The following is a 19,910-nucleotide window of genomic DNA, read 5'->3' as shown; positions in this document are numbered from 1 at the left end:
AGGCAACCGACTTTTGAGTCAGACTGATTTTTGAGTCAGCGCACCTGCCGAGAGATCGCGCGCCGAACGACTCGAACCCGCCCCGGAGCTGACCAGCCGAGGCGGCTTGCCAGCTACGCTCATGCAGAATCGCTTCGAACTCGCACGGATGGCGCACCGGGACCACCACGAAAGAGATCCGGACAACGACGTCGAGCGCATGGCTAGTCCTTATCCTTCAATGCTTCACGAGCTTCCTCGAAGTCCTCAGCGAGCGTCTTCGATCGCTTCATCAGCTTGAGCTGCCCCTTCGAATCACGGTCTGTCCAGTAACGACCCTCTAGGCGCTTCGCCGGCGAGCCGGTCACAGCAAGCACCGCTGACCCGTGGTGGATTGGGCTTCGCCCTCGGCTCTCGAGACGAGGCTCATTTGTATAGACGTAGTGAAGCAGCCAAGACCCGTCCTCCTTGACCACGCGCGCAAGCGACGACTTCGACTTGGATTCATCCGAGATGAGCGTGACAGACGCGGTGGAGCTTGTCTGCCGAATAACCATGTAGACGGTCTTCGCGGGCGGCGACGAACTCGTCGCGGGATTGATCCACAACGACTCGAGGGTGGCTTCCCAGGTGCCACTCAAGTTGCGACTCACTCCCGGGATCATTTGGGTGAGCTTCGACTTCCAGAGCCATTGGTCCCACAGGATGAACAAGATCGTGCACACGAGAACAGCGATCGAGAAGAAGCTGAACAGGCTCAGGTTAGGCGCACCAGTGGTAATCCACGATCCGACGACAAAAACCACGGAGACGATTACCACGAGCACTCGAATAAGGATCCCGCTAATCATTCGAACTCCATGTAATCCCAGGCGTCGCTCGCGAACTTATGAACCTGCGCTCTCGTCCACTTCTGAGCAGGGTGAAACAAGAACTTCGAACCATTCGCTTCCATCCAGCGATCCTCGTCAGGCTCAGGTCCCATGGTGGAGTTGAAGATCTTTGCCAGGCATCCGCGCATCGTCCCACGCCACGTGTCTCGCGAGAAGTTCTCTTCGGGGCAGTTGTATATAAGGCACTCGAGAAGGTAGGACGGAACTTCCTCGGTCAGGCCCTTCGCGACGAGCTCGTTCTCCAGTCGCTTGAAGATGCGCACAGTTTTCTTGTAGAGACCATTTGTACGCACGTTCTTTTCCTTGCCGCGCTCAAGCTGGAGCTTCGGATAGTTGACGATGGCCGTGCCGTCTTTTTTGAAGACCTTCGTACCCTGGCGATAGCTGCCATCTGAGAAGTAGAGCTTGTACGTGAAAGAGGGCACCACGTCGGCGTTGACGCGTGCCGAACTGGCATCAACCTCGAACGCCGTCGACCCCGCGGTGACAGCCCCGGGGAACTTCTTCTCAAGCGCTGCGGCGATCTCCGCCCTAAGCTTCTCCGGGGTCCATGGACCCGTGTAAGGACTCCCTGCAGGGTGTCCACCCTTGGCAGGATCGTGCTCCTGCCAGTAGCAAACATCTGTGCACTCGATGACGATGTCGACGTCGCTGTCTGACTTTACGTTCGTGTTGTTGGCGTAGGAGCCTTTCGCGTATATGGCGAAGTCGCTTCGGTAGCCATCGAATCCCTCATGAGCGTCGATCGCCTCTCGAATCATTCGCTCGGTGCGCTCCTGTTTGTCTTTCTCGGTCGGACTCGAGGGACCTGTCCACCCAGCCAATTTCTCTTCAGTAACCATGACTCTCCGTTGCATTGATTGTCGTATCGAGCATAAGTGCGGTCCGCACCGTCCCAACCAGACTCCGTGCCGGAGGGCGACATAGAAGCACTACAGAGTCGCCTCGACGGCTAGCCCCGAACCGCGTCCCGCATCCGCGGACAATATTGGTGGCCACGCCTGGGCAACTAATCCGGAGCAATAAGTCTCGCCAAGCCGCATTGGCCAGTTCTTGACGTCGTGGTCGATACTCACTGGGGAACCATCTCACAAGGTCCCGACATTGGACAGTCATTGGCTTCGAGAGGGATGCGCACGCGCTGGTCGAGCGGGCCTCAGCCACCGTCTTGGCCAGCAGCTTCACCGTGACTGCCGTGATAGTGGTGCCGCTCGTACTCAGACTCGCCATCTCTAGACTGGCGCTCTTCCTCTTTCCGCAGCGCTTTCTCGATCGGCCGGCATCCAGCTCCTCGATGACTATCGGACCATAGGTCTCCTCGACCTGGCACCGGTAGGCATAGCGATGGCAACGTGGTGAGTGGTTGCATCGGTGAGCGCATTGATCGTGTTCGAGCGGCGAGATGCCGGTAACTAGGCAACCGGTGACGCGAGCACCTGCAACGATCGATCCCCGTCGAGTTCCGATTATTGAGTCAGACTGATTTTTGAGTCAGCGGGCCTGCCGAGACATCGCACGTCGAACGACTCGCACCCGCCCCAGAATGGGCCAGCCGAGGCGGCTTGCCAGAGACGCAACCGCACCGCACAAAAGAGAATCGGCCCTGGCGGGAGCTCCGCAGGGGACGATCAAAATCCCAGGTCAGCAGGATAAACGCTTAGCAACTGTTAGTCGATCGGAACTCGCCTATCAGCCCCAACCGAAGACCGAGAAGATAAAATCCCTGGTCAAAGCGGCTATTTAGACATTGAACCTGAATTCGACCACGTCGCCATCGACCATGATGTAGTCCTTGCCCTCCATCCGCACCTTGCCGGCAGCCTTGGCCGCAGCCATGGAACCCAGCTCGTCCAGATCCGCGAAGGACACGACCTCGGCCTTGATGAAGCCCTTCTGGAAGTCGGTGTGGATGACGCCCGCGGCCTCGGGAGCGGTCGCACCCTTCGGGACCGTCCACGCCCGCGATTCCTTCGGTCCCGCAGTGAGGTACGTCTGCAGTCCCAGGGTGTCGAAGCCCACGCGAGCCAGCTGGTCCAGCCCGGCCTCGTCCTGGCCGCTCATCTCGAGCATCTCTGCGGCCTCGGCCTCGTCAAGCTCCGCGAGTTCGGACTCGAACTTCGCGTCGAGGAAGATCGCCTCGATCGGGGCGACGAGAGACCGCAGTTCGTCCTTCTTCGCCTCGTCCTCCAGGATGTCGTCGTCGACGTTGAAGACGTAGAGGAACGGCTTCGTCGTCATGAGCTGGAGGTCCTCCAGCGGTTCGGCGTCGAACCCGTCGCCCATCGCCTGGAAGAGCGTCCGGCCCTCTTCGAGGATCGTCTGCGCCTTGGTCATCGCGTCGAGGACAGCAGCATCGGTCTTCTTCTGCTTGACCTCCTTCTCGATCCGCGGCTGAGCCTTCTCGATCGTCTGGAGATCCGCGAGGATCAGCTCCGTGTTGATCGTGTCGATGTCGTCCGACGGCGACACCTTGCCGTCGACGTGCACGACGTCCTCATCGGAGAACGCGCGGATCACCTGGCAGATCGCATCCGCCTCGCGGATGTTCGCGAGGAACTGGTTGCCGAGCCCCTCCCCTTCCGAAGCGCCGCGGACGATCCCCGCGATGTCGACGAAGCTGACGGTCGCCGGGAGGATCTTCTCCGAACCGAACACCTCCGCCAACCGGTTCAGTCGGGGGTCAGGCAGCGGGACGACGCCCACATTCGGCTCGATGGTCGCGAAGGGGTAGTTCGCGGCGAGCACCTGATTCTTGGTCAGCGCATTGAACATGGTCGACTTGCCGACGTTGGGCAGTCCGACGATTCCGATAGTAAGAGCCACAGGAGTGGAGTCTAGTCGGTCCTTGCACCGCCTTCGACGCCGTGTCCGTGGCGCGTGCTTGCATGGTCACCATGGAAGCGCTCACCCTCGCCGTCGCCCTCGTGCTCGTCCTCGCCGCCGGCATCGCGATCGGATGGTGGCTGGGCACCATCCGTGCACGCGCGCAGTCGCAGGATCGGCTGGTCCGCGCAGAGACGACCGCGCAGATCCTGTCGCAGCGCACGGAGGCGCTCGAAGCCGATGCCCAGGTCGCCGGTGAGCTCACGGCCGCCGTCGGGCCGCTCACCTCCGATGTGCGCACACTCGCCCAACAGGTGACGGGACAGGACCGCCAGCAGGCAGCGCGACTGGCGGGGCTCGATGAGCAGCTGCGTCAGCTCGCCCAGCAGAACCAGCGCCTCCAGTCCTCCACGCACGGCCTGCTCACAGCGCTGTCCGCCGGCAGCGGCCGGGGTGACTGGGGCGAGGTCCAGCTGCGCCGCATCGTGGAACTCGCGGGAATGACGGAGCACATCGACTTCGACGTCGAAGTCACCGCCTCCACGGATGCCGGACGGATCCGACCCGACATGGTCGTGCACCTCCCCGGTGACGCACACATCGTCATCGACGCGAAGGCGCCGCTCAGCGGCCTCAACGCCGAAGCGGGAGAAGGTTCACGACCTCAGGACGCATCCTCGGCGGTGAACAACGGCGGTCGACCACAAGCGGACGTTCAAGCACGCGCTGTGCGACGTCACGTATCCGCGCTGTCGAAGAAGTCCTACTGGCAGGCGTTCACGCCCGCTCCCCGCTTCGTCGTGTGCTTCCTGCCCTCCGACGGTCTCCTCGCATCGGCAGGCCAGGAGGACCCGTCCCTCATCGACGACGCCCTGTCCGCCGGAGTGGTCCTCGCGTCGCCCTCCACCCTGCTGGGGCTGCTCAAGACCGTCGCGCTCAACTGGCAGCAGGCGGAACTCAGCAACAGCGCCCACCAGATCCTCGACCTGGGCCGGGACCTGCACAACCGAGTCGTCACACTCACAGAACACCTCACCCGGATGGGCTCGAGCCTCGACCGGAGCGTCGAAGACTACAACCGGCTCGTCGGCTCCTTCGAATCGCGGTTCCTGCCGACGGCACGCAAGCTGGCCGCCACGGGGGTCTCCGACACCCCACTGACCGACCCGCAAGAGGTGTCCGGCCGCACTCGCGGTCTCACCGCGCGGGAGTTCAGCCCCGACGGCAAACCCGACACCCGCCACCACTTGTGAAAACGCCTCGCGTTCGCTGATAGCGTCCTGGGTGGCGAAAAAGGGCCTTTCCTCTCGGACGGGCCCGTTTCCGCTGTCCATACTTCCGAACTCAGAAGGCAATCGAACGTGACCACCGACCCGATCCGCGGCGGCGACACTCCACGCGCCGACGCTCCGACACCCCCGTCGACGCAGGCGCCCCAGGCGCCGCAGTATGGCCACGCCCACCCCAGTCATCCGCAACCACAGCCGGGGTACGCGCCGGGACAGCCACACCCCGGCCACTCATACGCTCAGCCCGGTCAGATGAACACCCCGGCTGGACACCCACAGGCTCCACACGGACACCCGCAGGCTCAGGCTCCTCACGGTCAGTTCCATCAGGGACAGCAGCCGGCGCACAGCCAGCCTCAGGGCGGGTTCGGCCACACTCCGGGCGCACAGGCAGACGCCGCCTCCACGACGAAGAGCGAGTACTTCGACTTCACGGACTACCGCTTCCGGATGCCCACGGCCTGGCCGAAGTCCATCGGCTCCGCGACACCGTCGTTCCGCGGGGGCATCGGCAGCATCTTCCAGACCGCCCACATGCCCATGGACGCTCGCATCGGGTACTGGGTCTGGCTCGTCGGATGCGTCCTGTCGATCATCGGGTGGTTCTTCTCGATGGGTGTCATCGTGTTCGGCATCCTCTTCAACCCGTTCATCCTGGTCGCGACGGGGATGGTCGGCATCTTCGGCGGTATCCGCTGGGGCGTGATCCTGCTCTTCGCGGCAACGATGATCTTCGCCCTCGCCATGATGGTCGTCCAGCTCTTCCTCACGCTCAAGATCCGTGAAGGCGCGGAATGGGCACGACTCGGCCTCACTGCCCTCACACTTGTGAGCATCGTCTACTCGATCATCCTCACGGCCGCGGGACTGGAGTCAGGAGGCGCCGGAACCGTCACCGTGAACATCGTGTCGCTCCTCCTGATCCTGTTCTTCTGGTTGCCGAAGGCCAACGACTGGTTCCTCCGCACCACGGACGGCGACACCCCTCCCGCGGGTTCCCGCAGGTCCGCCCGGCACTGATCCGCGCCTGCTCGCGAACACCCCATGGTCCGCAGTCGGACCGGAAGCGGCCCGCACACTCGTCAACACGAGCGTGCGGGCCGCTTCCGTCTCCGCCGAAGCACCATCGGGACCGACCTACCGGCGCCCACGGACCCACGGGTCGTGGTCAGCCCGGTGCGGTCACTCCGCAGTCGTACTGCCGAGCACCTCGCCGTCTTCGTCGAGTGCCTGCACCACGACATTGTCCGCATCGTCCGGGACGGTGATCGCCGTTTCGAACCCGTCCCGCGGCGCCACCGCGAGCTCTGCACGCGCACCTGCATCCGGACCTCCGAGCACCCGCCACGTTGCGACCCCCGTGGCACCGTTCCACGAGGCGTACACCGTCGTCTCGTCGTCCTCGGTCTTCAGCGCAGCGGCCGGCGGCTCAGCGGGCGCACCCTCCCACGCGGAGAGGTAGGCGCGATAGTTCGAGTCGGCGCCAGCGGTCCCGTCACGTACGACCTCCCCGTCCTCTGTGTACTCCGTGAAGGACGGCAGCGCGCCCCACCCCAGCACGACGTTCCCGTTCTCCAATTCCTGGTAGCTGCCCTGGTTCACCGCGATCCGCGGGACCGGCGGCAGGAACTCGTCGAGGACCTCGACTGTCATCTCGTCCGTGTCGACGTCCAGACGCAGACCGCGGGAGGAGTCACCGAGCGTCGGCGATGACTGGTTGTCGAAAAGGGTGAGGGCACCGTCGGTACTGCGTTCCGCATCGTGCTGCCATGCGAAGTACGCATCCTCCGGCATGTCGAAATCCGATCCGGGTCCGCCCAGCGTCCAGTTCACGGCACCGGCGGTGCGGTCGAGGTTGTAGATCGCGTGCGTGTTCCGTGCGGAGACGAGCAGGGACCCATCGTCGTCGACAGTCACCGAGTTGCCGTGGAAGTAGTCGTACGGCTCATCCTCAGTGCCTGCACCGTCGTCGAAGGCCCGTTCGGACTCCGTGACAGGGATGTGGTCGAGCGCACTCCAGTCGAGCAGCACGTCGCCCGTCTCGATGTCGATCTCCTGCACCACGCCGTCCCATACCCAGCCGTCGGCGTCACCGCCCACGTCGCTCAGGTCCGCCTGCGCCGGTACATAGGCGAGGAGCAGCATCGTGCCCTCGTCGGTGATCGTCGTCTCGTGGAGGTCGACCATACGGTGCGGGAGATCGCCGCCCGTGCCCACACGGGCGATCTCCTCGTACGTCTCGTCGACGATGACGACTTCGCCCTCCGCCAATGGGGTGTCGACTCTGCCCTCCCACCACGTGAGCACCGGATCGCCTTCATATTCCTGCACGCGAAGGTCCCAGCCGGAGGTGGGTTCATCGACATCGACGGCATTGTCGTCCTCCTGGATCCAGACCGGCTCGCCTTCTTCATCGACGATGAGCTTGCCGGACCAGGTGCCCGTCTCCCGCGACTTCGGCCCCAGGAAGAAGTACTCGTCCGATCGGTCTTCGGACGTCGTGCTGAGATCGATCGTGGGCGCAGTGAGGTCGGTGCTCTCGTATTCGGTGAGTTCGACTTCTTCGCCCTCCCCCGCACAACCCGCGACCCCCGCGAAAGCGGCTATGGGCAGCAGAGCCGCCGCTCTTGTCCATCCCGAAGCGGCAGACATCGCATCATCCTTACGTTCGTGATCGTCAGCAGGAGCGTCGCAGTGGAACACCCTGTCGTCTTGTCTGACCACAGGGTAGTCGGCAACTGAAAGGAATCTGCGCCCGGTCGTCGGACTGCACGGGTCGAGCTCTGCAGCGGCGGGACATCACGCCGTGTGATTAACTGCAAGTGTTTCGCAATCAATGACAAGGGCGTCTCGCGGACTCCCCGCACCGACGACGCTGCACAACGCAGAGGGACCTCAGCATGACCCATGGAACACCCGTGTCCGGCGGACGTCGGACGCCCACGCGCCGCACCGTCGTCAGAGGCATCGCGTGGGCGACGCCGACTCTCACAGTAGCGGCCGCCGCACCTGCGCTCGCGGCATCACCACCATCTGGCGAACCGACGATCGAAGGTGTCGAACCACCATTCGCCGCACTACGCTGCGCGAGCGTCACCGCCGGAACGGTGACCTTCATCGCGCGTGTCGGAGATGGGTATCCAGAGGTGGGCACACACCTCGTCGTGACCCTTCCTGACGGCCTCGCCTTTGCCGACGGGTCGCAGGAGGCGACGGTGGAGATCGGCGAGAACGGGCTCGTGAGTGTCCCGTCCTTCCGCGCACTCGGCACTGCCGGCGACTACGCGATCGCCGCGACGTTCGAAGGTGTCACCGCCTACAGCATCGGCACCATCACGCCACAACCGGGCGCGATCATCCAGCTCACCCGCACTCCGAGCAATAACGCCTCGACGCCCACCATCACGACGAGCAGCGTCTCGATCACCAACGGGGTCAAAGGCTCGATATCCGGTGACGACTCGTCAGCCAGCAGCGGATTCAACGCCGCCGTCATCACAGCGGACGGAACGGTCCGCTACTGGGGCCGCAACGTCGGCGCCGCCGCGGGAAGCCCCGGCACATTGCAGTACGGCGGTTCGAACGTCACCGGCATGCAGCATGTCGACACGTGGACGAGCGTCGCATCCTCCAACGACTCGACCGGAGGTGTCGTCGCGGGCAGCTCTGGTGGCTCCGTCTACCAGTGGTACCGGAGCGGAACGGGAGCCGGTACTCAAACCGTGGTGAAGGTGAACGGCATCAGCGGCACCGTGCTGGCGGCCGAATCCAACGACGGGTTCAGCTATGTCCTCACGACGAGCGGTCTGCACTACTGGCAGAACGCGACGACGGGAGACTCCGTCTCCGCGACGCTCATGTCCGGCACAGCCGGAGCCATGCAGCTCAGCACCTGGAGCACACGGGAGAACCAATTCACGCACGGAGGCGGCCTCGTCATGCCCGACGGGACGATCGGGACCTGGCGGGACAATCATGGCCTCAAGAAATCGGCGTCTGCGCCTCAGAGCGTCCAGTCCCTCATCGTCACACAGACCGCGAGCTACGCGCTCACCGCGGGCGGCGTGCTCTACTCCGAAGGCTCCGCGTTCAGCACGTCACCGGGTGGCAGCGGGTGGACGGAACGCGAGAGCGGCGTGTCGTCCTTCTCCGCCTGGGGTGTCTACCAGACGGCCGGCGGTGGTACTCACTACACCGGCGGAGCATTCGTGAGCGTCGACGGTGTGGTTGTCGCCTTCGGCGCGATCAGCAATGCCTCGCGCGCCTGGACGACGACGGAGAAGACGTTCCCCGCAGATGTCTCCACGTCGAAGGTGTTCGGCTCCGATGGGATGTACCTGTCGCTCGCGACGAACGGGGATGTCTACGCGTGGGCAGGAAACGTGTTCGCCGGCGATATGGCGCCGCAACTGAAGAACCCAGGACAGCCTGCATCCGACCTCGAGGTCTGGGGATACCACCGCACAGGTGCCGGGGACTTCTACGGCGGCGGCTACATCATCTCGTCGCCGGGCGCCTGCGCCTGATCTGCAGCCGGGCGACATCGGCCGCCCTGCTCAGCGCAGGTCTGATCAGCGCAGTTCATGGTCGCGGTCTGCGCCGTTCTTCTTGTTCGACGTCTCCAGCCCTGCGGCCTTGAGGTCCTTCCGCAGTTCGCTCGGCAGCGAGAACATGAGGTCCTCCTCCGCCGTGCGCACTTCCTCGACCTCGCCGTAGCCGTAGTCGGCGAGCAGGCGGAGCAGATCCTGGACCAGGAGGTCCGGCACGCTCGCACCGCTCGTCACACCGATCGTGGACACGCCGTGGAACCATTCCTCGTCGACCTCACGTGCGAAGTCGATCCGGTGGGACGCCCGGGCCCCGTGTTCCAGCGCCACCTCGACCAGGCGGACGGAGTTCGACGAGTTCGCAGAGCCCACGACCAGCACCAGATCCGCGTCCGGCGCGATCTTCTTCACCGCCACCTGGCGGTTCTGCGTCGCGTAGCAGATGTCGTCGCTGGGAGGATTCTCCAGATGCGGGTAGCGCTCCTTGAGGATGTCCACCGTCTGCATCGTCTCATCGACGCTCAGTGTGGTCTGCGAGATCCACACGAGCTTGTCGTTGGCCGGAAGTTCGACGGTCCGCGCTTCCGCGGGGTTCTGGACGAGGGTGATGGCCTCCGGGGCCTCCCCCATCGTCCCTTCCACCTCTTCGTGCCCGTCGTGGCCCACGAGCACGATGGAGTAGCCCTGCTTCGCGAACCGCACCGCTTCACGGTGCACCTTCGTCACGAGCGGGCACGTCGCGTCGATCGTGGAGAGACTGCGTGCAGCGGCCTCCTCATGCACTGCGGGAGACACACCGTGGGCGGAGAAGACGACACGAGCGCCTTCAGGCACCTCGTCCGTCTCGTCGACGAAGATCGCCCCGCGCTCCGACAGCGTGTCGACGACGTGGCGGTTGTGGACGATCTCCTTGCGCACGTAGATCGGCGCGCCATAGTGTTCGAGCGCACGCTCCACGGCGATGACCGCCCGGTCCACTCCGGCACAGTATCCGCGCGGTGCGGCGAGGAGCACCTTCTTCTCACCGCTCTCCGGCTGACGGATCTCCGAAGGGTCCTTGCGGCGGCGCGGCATCGCCGGAACGGGCACAGTCACAGTCGCAGTCATGGCCCTGATTCTACGTGCACCGGATCAGAAGGGACTGGGCGGAGCCGAGGCACCCGTCACCCTCGCCGCGTCCGTGGCCTCGTCTAGGATCGGGGCACCCGTCCACGATGACCGACGATGAGAGGAGGGGACGGTGGCACAGCGCATCTCCGGCACTCCCGGAACCCTGGGTGACCAGCCGGAACGCCCCCTCGTGGCGACGACTGCGGCAGACACGACGGCAGACAACCCCTGGCCGGTCAGTCTGCTCGCACGCAAGATGAAGGACTACATCGACCGCATGTCGACGGTGTGGATCGAAGGTCAGATCATCGAAGTGTCGAACCGCGCCGGCGCCAGCTACCTGACCCTCCACGACACGACGGAGGACATCTCCCTCCCCGTCCAGATCTGGCGCAATGTCCGCGATCGGCTCGACGCCCCGCTGACGGAGGGCGCTCGCGTGGTCGTCCAGGCGAAGGCCAACTACTGGCTCGCGAAGGGCCGCCTCACGATGCAGGCCTACGATGTCCGCGCTGTGGGCCTGGGCGAACTGCTGGCACGACTGGAGCAGCTCAAGCAGATGCTCGGTGCGGAGGGGCTGTTCGACCCGGCGCACAAGAAGCGGCTGCCTTTCCTCCCCTCCCGCATCGGCCTCATCACGGGGCATGATTCAGATGCGATGAAGGATGTCATCCGCAATGCCACCCTGCGCTGGCCCGCCGTCGAATTCGAGGTGCGCAACGCTGCGACGCAGGGGACGAACGCGGTGCCGCAGGTGATGGCCGCCCTCACCGAACTCGATGCGCATCCGGACGTCGACGTCATCGTCATCGCGCGTGGCGGCGGGAGCCTCGAAGACCTGTTGCCGTTCTCCAACGAAGCGCTGGTGCGTGCCGTCCACGCAGCGAGCACACCGATCGTGTCTGCGATCGGCCACGAAGCGGATCGCCCTCTGCTCGACGAAGTCGCCGACCTGCGTGCCTCGACTCCGACGGATGCTGCGAAGCGCATCGTCCCGGATGTGGCTGAGGAGCAGATGGGCATCCTCCAGGCGCGCGCGTCTCTGAATGGGGCACTCGACCGATTACTCGCCTCGGAGGGCCGTGCCCTGGCCGATGTGCGGGAGCGTCCTGTCCTCGCACAGCCGGAATCGATGCTCACAGGACGGGTGCAGGACGTGTCCTCGCTGAGGGCGCGGGCGTGGCAGGCGCAGTCCGGCCTGGTGGTCCGGGCCGGTGCGGAGGTGGAGCATCTGCGGACGCAGGTGCGCAGCCTCTCGCCGCTCAACACCCTGGCGCGCGGCTACGCCGTCGTGCAGACGGAGGACGGGTCCGCCGTCCGCAGCCACGACCAGGCATTCCCGGGTGACCGTGTATCGATCAAGCTGGCGTCCGGTCGGCTCACTGCACAGGTCGAGGAATCTCTTCCCGACCCGCGGGCGACAGCACACTCTGACAACCACGACACCGCTGAAGTCACTGACACACCTCGAAGGAGCGACACATGACGGACAACGCCACGAGCGCCGCGCAGAACGGATCGGCCACGAGTGGAATCGACGGCCTCAGCTATGAAGAGGCGCGTGAGGAACTCGTCACGACAGTCCGCACACTCGAAGCGGGCAACCTCACCCTCGAGGATTCACTGAGGCTCTGGGAGCGCGGCGAAGCTCTCGCCGACCGTTGCCAGGCGTGGTTGGACGGTGCGAAGGACCGTTTGGAGAAGGCCCGTGCTGCCCGCGAAGAGCAGTCAGAGGACTGAACGACGCCTCGCCACGGGCCAATCGCACGTCACGCTTCGACCACCGGTCGCCGGCGCATCAATCCGCGACTGCCCCGACCGACTGCGTCGCGTCCTCTGCCCACGCCTCCAGCTGCGCCCACTCACCCGAGCCGATGAACAGCAGCACGGTGCCGTCGGCCTGCCCCAGCAGCGCTCTGTCGGACGAGCCCACTCCTTCGAACCGTGTGAAGGATGTCCCTCCCAGGTCGGACTCCCCCGTCTCCGCGAAGTCCTCGAGGTACGATTCCGCCCACGCGTCCGGGGTCTCCTCCGCGTCTGTCTGACGCAGCGACATCCATCCCTCGTCATCGTCCGCCACCAGCGACACGTACCACGTCTCAACCGCCGGGGTGCCCTCGTGATCGAACGACGCGGCATTCGAGTGCCATCCCTCCGGCATGTCCGGGACTGCCAGATCGAAATCCGCGGCCGGCTGCGCGTTCTCCGCCACCGTCCAGTATTCGACCTCACGGGTGATGTCCCCACTGGGACGCGGCGCGAGTGCGAGCGCCGCCAGCACCAGCACCAGGCACGCCACCAGGGCGATGACCATGTTCACCCAGTTGTAGTGGCGCCTCAGGATACGCATCTCCTCCCGAGAACCGGCCCTGGTGCGCGACAGCGCCTTCTCGCCCGGGAACAGTTCCGGAGTGTCCGTCTCTTCGGGACCTTCGAGCCCGCCGTAGCGCGCGGTCGACGAAGGCAGGGGCGGTTGAGGGGCATGCGGCTGGTCGTTCACACCCGTATTGTCCCCTGTCCGGACGGGTCGGGACCAATCCTCCCTCCTTTCCGACCGATCCACGATCAGCCTCCTCATACCCAAGTGGCACAATGAGTGACATGGCAGACAACACCGCCCCGACGCCCACAGCCGAAGACGGCTCTTCGCAGCTCCGATCCACCGGAGGGCGGGTCGATCCGGACGCACCGCCCGTTGCGGTGACGGATTCGTGGTCGGAGAGCCTCCGCATCCAGGAGGGCGCGCCGGACCGCAACCTCGCCCTCGAACTCGTGCGCGTGACGGAAGCGGCTGCCATCGCAGCCGGTCCGTGGGTGGGTCGTGGCGACAAGCTCGCAGCTGACGGCGCGGCCGTCGCTGCCATGCGCAACGTCCTCTCCAGCGTGAGCATGGACGGCACCGTCGTCATCGGCGAGGGCGAGAAGGACGAAGCTCCGATGCTGTTCAACGGCGAGCGCGTGGGCGACGGCACCGGGCCGCGTGTCGATGTCGCTGTCGACCCCGTCGAAGGGACGACGCTCACGGCGCGTGGCATGCCGGGGGCGATCTCCGTCATGGCGGTGGCAGAGGCCGGGGCGATGCTCGATCCGTCGGCGGTCTTCTACATGGAGAAGCTCGCAGCCGGAGCAGAGATCGCAGATGTCGTCGACCTGCGCCTGCCGGTGGGAGAGAACATCCGCCGCGCGGCGAAGGCTAAGGGGACGGACACCTCGAACGTCACCGTGACGATCCTCGACCGTCCACGCCACGAGAAGATGATCGACGAGGTCCGTGCGGCCGGCGCCCGCATCCGGCTCATCACGGATGGCGACGTCGCCGGCGCGATGGCGGCCGTGCGCCCCGGGACGGGCATCGACATGCTGCTGGGGATCGGCGGCACTCCGGAGGGCATCATCACGGCGTGCGCGATCAAGGCACTGGGCGGTGTCATCCAGGGTCGGCTGTGGCCGCAGTCCGATGAGGAGCGGGAAGCCGCGATCGCTCAGGGCCTCGACCTCGAGGGCGTCCTCACGACCGACGACCTGGTGCGCGGCGACAACACCTACTTCGTCGCGACGGGCATCAGCCACGGCGACCTGCTGGACGGCGTCCGGTACGAAGGCGACCGCGTCCACACGCATTCCCTCGTCATGCGGTCGACGTCCGGCACAGTGCGCAACGTGTACGCAGAGCACCGCCCGGACAAGACACATTCCTACGAAGAAGCTGCACGCGAAGCTGCCCGTCGGGGACTCGTCTGATGGCGGACGCGGCTGCCACGACAGGACAGGACGCGCAGGACACCTCGGACGACACGGCTCCGTCTGCATCGGACGACTCGTCGAACCGTCGCATCGAGCGCGAAAGCCCTGAGCGGCGCTTCATCACCCCCGAAGAAGCTCTCAACGCCGTCTTCGAGGGCAATGAGCGCTTCGTGAACGGCACACCGATGCATCCCAATCAGGGGGTCGGTCGCCGCAACGCCCTGGCCAACACGCAGGAGCCGTTCGTGTCGCTCTTCGGCTGCTCCGACTCCCGCGTCGCCGCGGAGATGATCTTCGACGTGGGGCTGGGAGAGATGTTCGTCATCCGCACCGCCGGTCAGGTGACCGACGGTGTGGTGCTGGGAACGCTCGAGTACGCGGTGGACCTGCTCAACACCCCGCTGCTGATCGTGCTCGGTCATGACAGCTGCGGGGCAGTGACCGCGGCACACGAATCGTTCGAATCGGGCGACACCCCCGGTGGATACATCGATGACCTCGTCGCGCGCATCATGCCGTCCATCGCACACGCGCGGGCGCAGGGCCGTGAGGGGATTCCCGGTGCTGTCACCCAGAACACCATCGACACCGTGAACCGCATCCCGCAGCGTTCGCCCCTCATCAAGCGTGCGCTGCGTGAAGGCAGGCTGGAGATCGTCGGATTGACCTACCGGCTGGCGGACGGACGCGTGAACATGGCTGCCCATCTGGGCCCCATCGTCGACCCCGACGGCAACCCTCTCGATCTCCTCACCCGGAGCTGACCGTCTCAGGGAAGCGGAAACGCTCCCACTCCCCAGACTCTGCACACCGCAGGACTCACACCACACACCGCACCCCTACCCGAGGAGCGAAGGAAAACATGACGCAGGAATACCGCATCGAGCACGACACCATGGGCGAAGTGAAGGTGCCCGCAGACGCCCTGTACAGCGCGCAGACGCAGCGTGCCGTGGAGAACTTCCCCATCTCCGGCAAGACTCTCGAGCGTGAGCACATCGCCGCCCTGGCACAGGTGAAGAAGGCCGCCGCCACGGCGAACGAAGAACTGGGCGTCCTCGACGCCCAGCGGGCCGCCGCGATCCGCGGTGCCGCAGACAAGGTCATCACCGGCGATTACGATGATCAGTTCCCGATCGACGTGTTCCAGACCGGGTCCGGCACCTCCTCGAACATGAACACGAACGAGGTGCTCTCCACCCTCGCGAACCAGGGTCTGGGCGACGCTGACCCCACAGTCCACCCGAACGACCACGTGAACGCGTCACAGTCGTCGAACGACGTGTTCCCCACGGCCGTCCACGTCGCTGTCGCGAACGCACTCGTCACCGACCTCAAGCCCGCTCTGGACGTCCTCGCGACGTCCCTGGAGAACAAGGCAGAGGAGTTCCGCGACGCGGTGAAGGCTGGGCGCACCCACCTCATGGACGCCACTCCGGTGACGCTCGGTCAGGAGTTCGGCGGGTACGCCGCACAGGTCCGGTACGGCATCGAGCGCATCGACGCGTCGCTTCCCCGCGTCACCGAGGTGCCGCAGGGCGGCACTGCGGTCGGCACCGGCATCAACACGCCGGCCGGCTTCTCCGCCCGTGTCGTCGAGCTGCTCGCCGAGCAGACCGGCCTGCCCATCACGGAGGCGCGCAACCACTTCGAGGCGCAGGCGAACCGCGACGGCCTCGTGGAGGTGTCCGGACAGCTGCGCACCATCGCGTACAGCTTCATGAAGATCAACAACGATCTGCGCTGGATGGGCTCGGGACCGAACACAGGCCTGGGTGAGCTCCACATCCCCGACCTGCAGCCCGGTTCGTCGATCATGCCGGGCAAGGTCAACCCCGTCATCTGCGAAGCGGCGATCATGGCCGCAGCACAGGTCGTCGGCAACGACACCACTGTGTCGCTGTCGTCGACGAACGGTGCTTTCGAGCTCAACGTGGGCATCCCGGTCATGGCCGCGAACCTCCTGGAGTCAGTCCGCCTGCTCGCGAACACGTCGCGTGTCATGGCGGAGAAGATGATCGACGGGCTCACCGCCAACACGGAGCGTGCACGGTTCCTCGCGGAGGCGTCTCCGTCCATCGTCACCCCGCTCAACAAGGTGATCGGCTACGAGGCCGCAGCGAAGATCGCGAAGCACGCTGTGGCGGAGAAGGTCACCGTCAAGGAGGCGACGATCGCTCTGGGCTTCATCGAAGACGGGTCACTCACGGAGGAAGAGCTCGACAAGGCTCTCGATGTCACCACGATGATCGGCGACTACCGCTGACAGTCTGAGCACTCCCGGCTGACACAGTGACGCTGGGGGTCTACAGCACGGCAGGCGGCGGCCCCGGGATCCTTCCCGGGGCCGCCGTTCCCGTCCTCGGCCCCGACCCTCACACCAGCTCGGCCTCTTCCAGCACGTCGGTGACCAGTGCCGCGATCGCGGACCGTTCGGATCGCACGAGCGTGTAGTGGGCGAACAGCGGATGGCCGGCGAGCCGGTCGATGACGGCGGTGATGCCGTCGTGCCGCCCCACCCGCAGGTTGTCCCTCTGCGCGACATCGTGGGTGAGGATCACCCGGGAGTTCTCCCCCAGCCGCGACAGCACTGTCAGCAGCACGGTCCGCTCGAGCGACTGCGCTTCGTCGACGATGACGAACGAATCATGGAGGGAGCGTCCGCGGATGTGGGTGAGCGGCAGGACCTCGAGGACCCCGCGGTGCAGCACCTCGTCGATGACGTTCTGGCTCACCAGTGCACCCAGCGTGTCGAACACGGCTTCTGCCCACGGGTTCATCTTGTCGCCCTCCGACCCGGGCAGATAGCCCAGGTTCTGGCCACCCACCGCGTACAGGGGTCGGAACACCTTGATCGACCGGTGACTGCGGTCCTCGAGCACAGCCTGCAGCCCCGCCATGAGCGCGAGCGCGGACTTGCCGGTCCCGGCACGGCCGCCCAGGCTCACGATGCCCACGGATTCGTCGGTGAGCGCGTCGATCGCGATGCGCTGCTCCGCGGACCGGCCGTGGACGCCGAACACCTGCTGGTCTCCGCGCACCAGGCGGATGCGGCCGTCCCCCACGACCCGTGCCAGCCCGGAGCCGCGCGGACTCGACAGGACCAGCCCGGTGTTGGCGGCCTCCTCCGCGACCGCGTCCGTGTCCAGCCATCCCGTGTCGAACAGGCTCGACATCTGCTCCTCGTCTAGCTCAAGGGAGGACATACCCGTGAAGCTGGCATCGCCGGACTGCTCGTTGAGATACTCCTGCGCCTGCAGGCCCAGCGCAGCGGCCTTCACACGCATCGGGACGTCCTTCGTGACGACGACCACCGTGGCCCCTTCGGCCTGGAGGTTGCGGGCGACGGCGAGGATCCGCGTGTCGTTCTCCGACCGGTCGAAGGTGCGCGGCAGGTGCGTCGTGTCGACGTGGTTGATCTCGACTCGCAGGGTGCCACCGTCCGTGCCCACGGGGAACGGGCGGTCGAGACGGCCGTGCGCGTCCCTCATCTCGTCGAGGTGCGCGAGCGCACGACGGGCGGTGTAGCCGAGTTCGGAATGGTGCCTCTTGCCCTCGAGTTCCGACACGACCACGAGGGGGATGACGACCTCGTGTTCGGCGAACCGCAGCATGGCCCGCGGGTCGGACAGGAGGACGGAGGTGTCGAGGACGTAGGTGATGGTTGCGCTCACGGCTGAGCTCCCCTTCAAGCATCGTCTGTCCGAGGCCGTGCGCCCTGTCCTTCCCCGACGGGGCCCCGCCCCCGGATTCGGCTTCCTGCCGACACCCTCACGCTAACCCGTGCGGAGCGGCTGGCGTCAGATGCGGGCGGCGGGTCGTGTGACGGTCCGGTGAACGAGGACTGAACCGCACAGCCTGCACACCTCGCCGCTGCCCCTGTCCCTGCCCCGTCGGTCTACTTGCCGAACCGCCGGTTGCGCTCCGCGTAGGCGCGCAGCGCGCGGAGGAAGTCAGTGCGACGGAAGGCGGGCCAGTGGGCTTCGCAGAAGTAGAACTCGGTGTAGGCGGACTGCCAGATGAGGAAGCCGGACAGGCGCTGCTCCCCGGAGGACCGGATGATGAGGTCCGGGTCCGGCTGCCCCTTCGTGTAGAGGTGTTCTGAGATCCCGTCCTCGGTGACGGATTCGATCGCGTGCGCCAGGGAACGGCCGTCGTCCAGGCTTTCCCGCAGGAGTTCGCGGACCGCGGTCACGATCTCCTGGCGTCCTCCGTAGCCGGCCGCGATGTTCACCCGGATCCGTGCGTGGGCGTGCGCGGTGGACGCGGCAGCCGCCCGGGCGAGCCGGTCGCGCAGGTCGTGCGGGAGCAGTGCGAGGTCACCGACCAGCCGCACTTCGATCCCGTCGCGCTGCGCGATGTCGTCGACCATGTCCCCGATGATCGTGCCGAGCGCTTCCACTTCTTCCGCGGAGCGTTGGAGGTTCTCCTTCGACAGGACGTACAGGGTGACGACCTCGATACCCAGTTCGTCGCACCAGCCGATGAATTCGACGATCCGTTTGGCGCCTGCCCGGTGGCCGTCCTCCGTGGTCGTCCCGAACTCCTTCGCCCACCGCCTGTTGCCGTCGGTGATGACCCCCACGTGGCGGGGCAGGCGCCCGGACGGCTCCAGTCCTGCGGCGATGCGCCGGTTGTAGAGCCGGTACAGCCACGAGCGCGGCGATGTCGGCATAGGCGGTTCTCCTCAGGTGAGCGGCTTCCCAGGCGATCACTCTACTATCGGTGTATGGATCTTCTGGAGCAGCCTGACAACACCTCGGGACTCGTTGCTGACGGTGCTGCGCCTGCGGACAATCCGGCCGCCCAGCCGGTCCGCGGGGATCGGCGCCGGACGGCGCTGCGTCACGAACTCACGAAGCTCGCGGGTCAGATCCGCCCCAGCTGGCGGGGCTGGATCCATGCGGGCGCGTTTCCGCTGAGCATCATCGGCGGACTGGCGCTCGTGATCGTCTCCCCGACGGTCGCCTCACGGATCGCAGCGGCGCTCTTCACAGTCACCGGCATGCTGCTGTTCGGCACCTCGGCGGTCTATCACACGGGCCGCTGGCGGATGCGGATCCGCCTGCTGCTGCGCCGCATCGACCACGCGAACATCTTCCTCATCATCGCGGGCACCTACACGCCTCTTGCGGTGCTGTGCCTGGACGGGCGTCCGCAGACGATCCTGCTGATCGTCATGTGGACCGCGGCCGCGCTGGGGGTCGTCTTCCGCATCCTGTGGACGACTGCGCCCCGCTGGCTGTTCGTCCCCGTCTACGTGGGGATCGGCCTGGCCGGTGTGGGCTATGTGCCGGGCATCTGGATGGAGAGCCTGTCCGTGGGGATCCTCGTCGTCGTCGGCGGTGCGCTCTACATCATCGGGGCGGTCGTCTACGGCATCAAGAGACCGAATCCCGCCCCCACCGTGTTCGGCTTCCACGAGATCTTCCACACCTTCACGGTGCTGGGGTACAGCTGCCACCTGGCGGCACTGCTCGTCGCGGCGGCCCACTTCTACTGAGGTCGCTGCAGGCCTCCGTCGC

17 protein-coding genes are annotated in these 19,910 nt (G+C 65.7%); 9 read left to right on the top strand and 8 right to left on the bottom strand.

All coding sequences use genetic code 11. The features are described from left to right. Nucleotides 1–203 precede the first annotated feature (203 nt). The 3 genes from JFC09_RS14295 to ychF form a co-directional block, all read right to left on the bottom strand. Complete coding sequence (locus tag JFC09_RS14295) at nt 204–830, bottom strand: Cap15 family cyclic dinucleotide receptor domain-containing protein (protein ID WP_198394707.1); 627 nt, start codon at nt 828–830, stop codon at nt 204–206. After that, nucleotides 827–1,714: a nucleotidyltransferase domain-containing protein gene (locus JFC09_RS14290; RefSeq protein ID WP_198394706.1), complete on the bottom strand. Its 888-nt coding sequence runs from the start codon at nt 1,712–1,714 to the stop codon at nt 827–829. The genes JFC09_RS14295 and JFC09_RS14290 overlap by 4 nt, the downstream gene beginning before the upstream one ends. A gap of 898 nt (nt 1,715–2,612) precedes the next feature. Beyond that, nucleotides 2,613–3,695: a redox-regulated ATPase YchF gene (gene ychF / locus JFC09_RS14285; RefSeq protein WP_198394705.1), complete on the bottom strand. Its 1,083-nt coding sequence runs from the start codon at nt 3,693–3,695 to the stop codon at nt 2,613–2,615. A 71-nt stretch (nt 3,696–3,766) separates the two neighbouring features. Between ychF and JFC09_RS14280 the strand changes: the two genes are divergently transcribed. After that, nucleotides 3,767–4,948 (top strand): DNA recombination protein RmuC, encoded by a 1,182-nt coding sequence (locus JFC09_RS14280; protein WP_198394704.1) that lies wholly within the window; start codon nt 3,767–3,769, stop codon nt 4,946–4,948. Nucleotides 4,949–5,236: 288 nt separating this feature from the next. Beyond that, nucleotides 5,237–6,004 carry a UbiA prenyltransferase family protein gene (locus JFC09_RS14275; protein ID WP_198394703.1) on the top strand — a complete coding sequence of 256 codons (768 nt, stop codon included), beginning with the start codon at nt 5,237–5,239 and terminating at the stop codon, nt 6,002–6,004. A gap of 162 nt (nt 6,005–6,166) precedes the next feature. Here JFC09_RS14275 and JFC09_RS14270 read toward each other — a convergent pair whose 3' ends face one another. After that, the gene (locus JFC09_RS14270; RefSeq protein ID WP_198394702.1) at nt 6,167–7,636 is read right to left on the bottom strand and encodes an arylsulfotransferase family protein; all 1,470 of its coding nucleotides are present in this window, start codon (nt 7,634–7,636) and stop codon (nt 6,167–6,169) included. Between the two features lie 248 nt (nt 7,637–7,884). On the opposite strand from JFC09_RS14270, the gene JFC09_RS14265 reads away from it, so the two are divergent. Beyond that, nucleotides 7,885–9,510 (top strand): hypothetical protein, encoded by a 1,626-nt coding sequence (locus tag JFC09_RS14265; RefSeq protein ID WP_198394701.1) that lies wholly within the window; start codon nt 7,885–7,887, stop codon nt 9,508–9,510. 45 nt (nt 9,511–9,555) lie between these two features. Here JFC09_RS14265 and JFC09_RS14260 read toward each other — a convergent pair whose 3' ends face one another. Further along, a complete protein-coding gene (locus JFC09_RS14260; protein WP_198394700.1) occupies nt 9,556–10,638 on the bottom strand; it encodes a 4-hydroxy-3-methylbut-2-enyl diphosphate reductase in 1,083 nt (360 codons plus the stop codon). Between the two features lie 133 nt (nt 10,639–10,771). Here JFC09_RS14260 and xseA point away from each other — a divergent pair, with 133 nt between their 5' ends. Together xseA and JFC09_RS14250 are read left to right on the top strand one after the other, a co-directional pair. Next, a complete protein-coding gene (gene xseA, locus JFC09_RS14255) occupies nt 10,772–12,127 on the top strand; it encodes an exodeoxyribonuclease VII large subunit (protein WP_198394699.1) in 1,356 nt (451 codons plus the stop codon). Continuing rightward, complete coding sequence (locus JFC09_RS14250; RefSeq protein WP_198394698.1) at nt 12,124–12,381, top strand: exodeoxyribonuclease VII small subunit; 258 nt, start codon at nt 12,124–12,126, stop codon at nt 12,379–12,381. The genes xseA and JFC09_RS14250 overlap by 4 nt, the downstream gene beginning before the upstream one ends. Nucleotides 12,382–12,439: 58 nt before the next feature. Here JFC09_RS14250 and JFC09_RS14245 read toward each other — a convergent pair whose 3' ends face one another. Then, the gene (locus JFC09_RS14245; protein ID WP_198394697.1) at nt 12,440–13,141 is read right to left on the bottom strand and encodes a DUF4245 family protein; all 702 of its coding nucleotides are present in this window, start codon (nt 13,139–13,141) and stop codon (nt 12,440–12,442) included. Nucleotides 13,142–13,242: 101 nt separating this feature from the next. Here JFC09_RS14245 and glpX point away from each other — a divergent pair, with 101 nt between their 5' ends. From glpX to JFC09_RS14230, 3 genes are all read left to right on the top strand, one after another. Then, nucleotides 13,243–14,382, top strand: a complete 1,140-nt coding sequence (gene glpX, locus JFC09_RS14240) for a class II fructose-bisphosphatase (protein ID WP_198394696.1) — start codon at nt 13,243–13,245, stop codon at nt 14,380–14,382. Beyond that, a complete protein-coding gene (locus JFC09_RS14235; protein WP_198394695.1) occupies nt 14,382–15,149 on the top strand; it encodes a carbonic anhydrase in 768 nt (255 codons plus the stop codon). Before glpX ends, JFC09_RS14235 begins: the two co-directional genes overlap by 1 nt. Before the next feature lie 98 nt (nt 15,150–15,247). Further along, complete coding sequence (locus tag JFC09_RS14230; protein ID WP_198394694.1) at nt 15,248–16,651, top strand: class II fumarate hydratase; 1,404 nt, start codon at nt 15,248–15,250, stop codon at nt 16,649–16,651. 109 nt (nt 16,652–16,760) lie between these two features. Here the strand turns inward: JFC09_RS14230 and JFC09_RS14225 are convergent, their stop codons facing one another. Continuing rightward, the gene (locus JFC09_RS14225) at nt 16,761–17,999 is read right to left on the bottom strand and encodes a PhoH family protein (protein WP_232483655.1); all 1,239 of its coding nucleotides are present in this window, start codon (nt 17,997–17,999) and stop codon (nt 16,761–16,763) included. 284 nt (nt 18,000–18,283) lie between these two features. Further along, nucleotides 18,284–19,060, bottom strand: coding sequence for a polyprenyl diphosphate synthase (gene uppS / locus JFC09_RS14220; RefSeq protein WP_198394692.1), 777 nt, complete (start codon nt 19,058–19,060; stop codon nt 18,284–18,286). 54 nt (nt 19,061–19,114) lie between these two features. Here uppS and trhA point away from each other — a divergent pair, with 54 nt between their 5' ends. Continuing rightward, nucleotides 19,115–19,888: a PAQR family membrane homeostasis protein TrhA gene (gene trhA / locus JFC09_RS14215; RefSeq protein WP_198394691.1), complete on the top strand. Its 774-nt coding sequence runs from the start codon at nt 19,115–19,117 to the stop codon at nt 19,886–19,888. The last annotated feature ends 22 nt before the right edge of the window (nt 19,889–19,910 follow it).

This window comes from Brevibacterium yomogidense (assembly GCF_016107685.1).
Classification (GTDB): domain Bacteria; phylum Actinomycetota; class Actinomycetes; order Actinomycetales; family Brevibacteriaceae; genus Brevibacterium; species Brevibacterium yomogidense.
This window is presented reverse-complemented; position numbering and strand designations above follow the sequence as displayed.

Excerpts from the sequence above, each read along its gene's own strand:
- JFC09_RS14250 (WP_198394698.1), top strand. The coding sequence starts at position 12,124 with ATGACGGACAACGCCACGAGCGCCGCGCAGAACGGATCGGCCACGAGT.
- JFC09_RS14265 (WP_198394701.1), top strand. The coding sequence starts at position 7,885 with ATGACCCATGGAACACCCGTGTCCGGCGGACGTCGGACGCCCACGCGC.
- JFC09_RS14230 (WP_198394694.1), top strand. The coding sequence starts at position 15,248 with ATGACGCAGGAATACCGCATCGAGCACGACACCATGGGCGAAGTGAAG.
- JFC09_RS14225 (WP_232483655.1), bottom strand. The coding sequence starts at position 17,999 with ATGCTGCGGTTCGCCGAACACGAGGTCGTCATCCCCCTCGTGGTCGTG.
- trhA (WP_198394691.1), top strand. The coding sequence starts at position 19,115 with ATGGATCTTCTGGAGCAGCCTGACAACACCTCGGGACTCGTTGCTGAC.
- JFC09_RS14235 (WP_198394695.1), top strand. The coding sequence starts at position 14,382 with ATGGCGGACGCGGCTGCCACGACAGGACAGGACGCGCAGGACACCTCG.
- JFC09_RS14270 (WP_198394702.1), bottom strand. The coding sequence starts at position 7,636 with ATGTCTGCCGCTTCGGGATGGACAAGAGCGGCGGCTCTGCTGCCCATA.
- JFC09_RS14275 (WP_198394703.1), top strand. The coding sequence starts at position 5,237 with ATGAACACCCCGGCTGGACACCCACAGGCTCCACACGGACACCCGCAG.
- JFC09_RS14290 (WP_198394706.1), bottom strand. The coding sequence starts at position 1,714 with ATGGTTACTGAAGAGAAATTGGCTGGGTGGACAGGTCCCTCGAGTCCG.
- uppS (WP_198394692.1), bottom strand. The coding sequence starts at position 19,060 with ATGCCGACATCGCCGCGCTCGTGGCTGTACCGGCTCTACAACCGGCGC.
- JFC09_RS14260 (WP_198394700.1), bottom strand. The coding sequence starts at position 10,638 with ATGACTGCGACTGTGACTGTGCCCGTTCCGGCGATGCCGCGCCGCCGC.
- JFC09_RS14295 (WP_198394707.1), bottom strand. The coding sequence starts at position 830 with ATGATTAGCGGGATCCTTATTCGAGTGCTCGTGGTAATCGTCTCCGTG.
- JFC09_RS14280 (WP_198394704.1), top strand. The coding sequence starts at position 3,767 with ATGGAAGCGCTCACCCTCGCCGTCGCCCTCGTGCTCGTCCTCGCCGCC.
- glpX (WP_198394696.1), top strand. The coding sequence starts at position 13,243 with ATGGCAGACAACACCGCCCCGACGCCCACAGCCGAAGACGGCTCTTCG.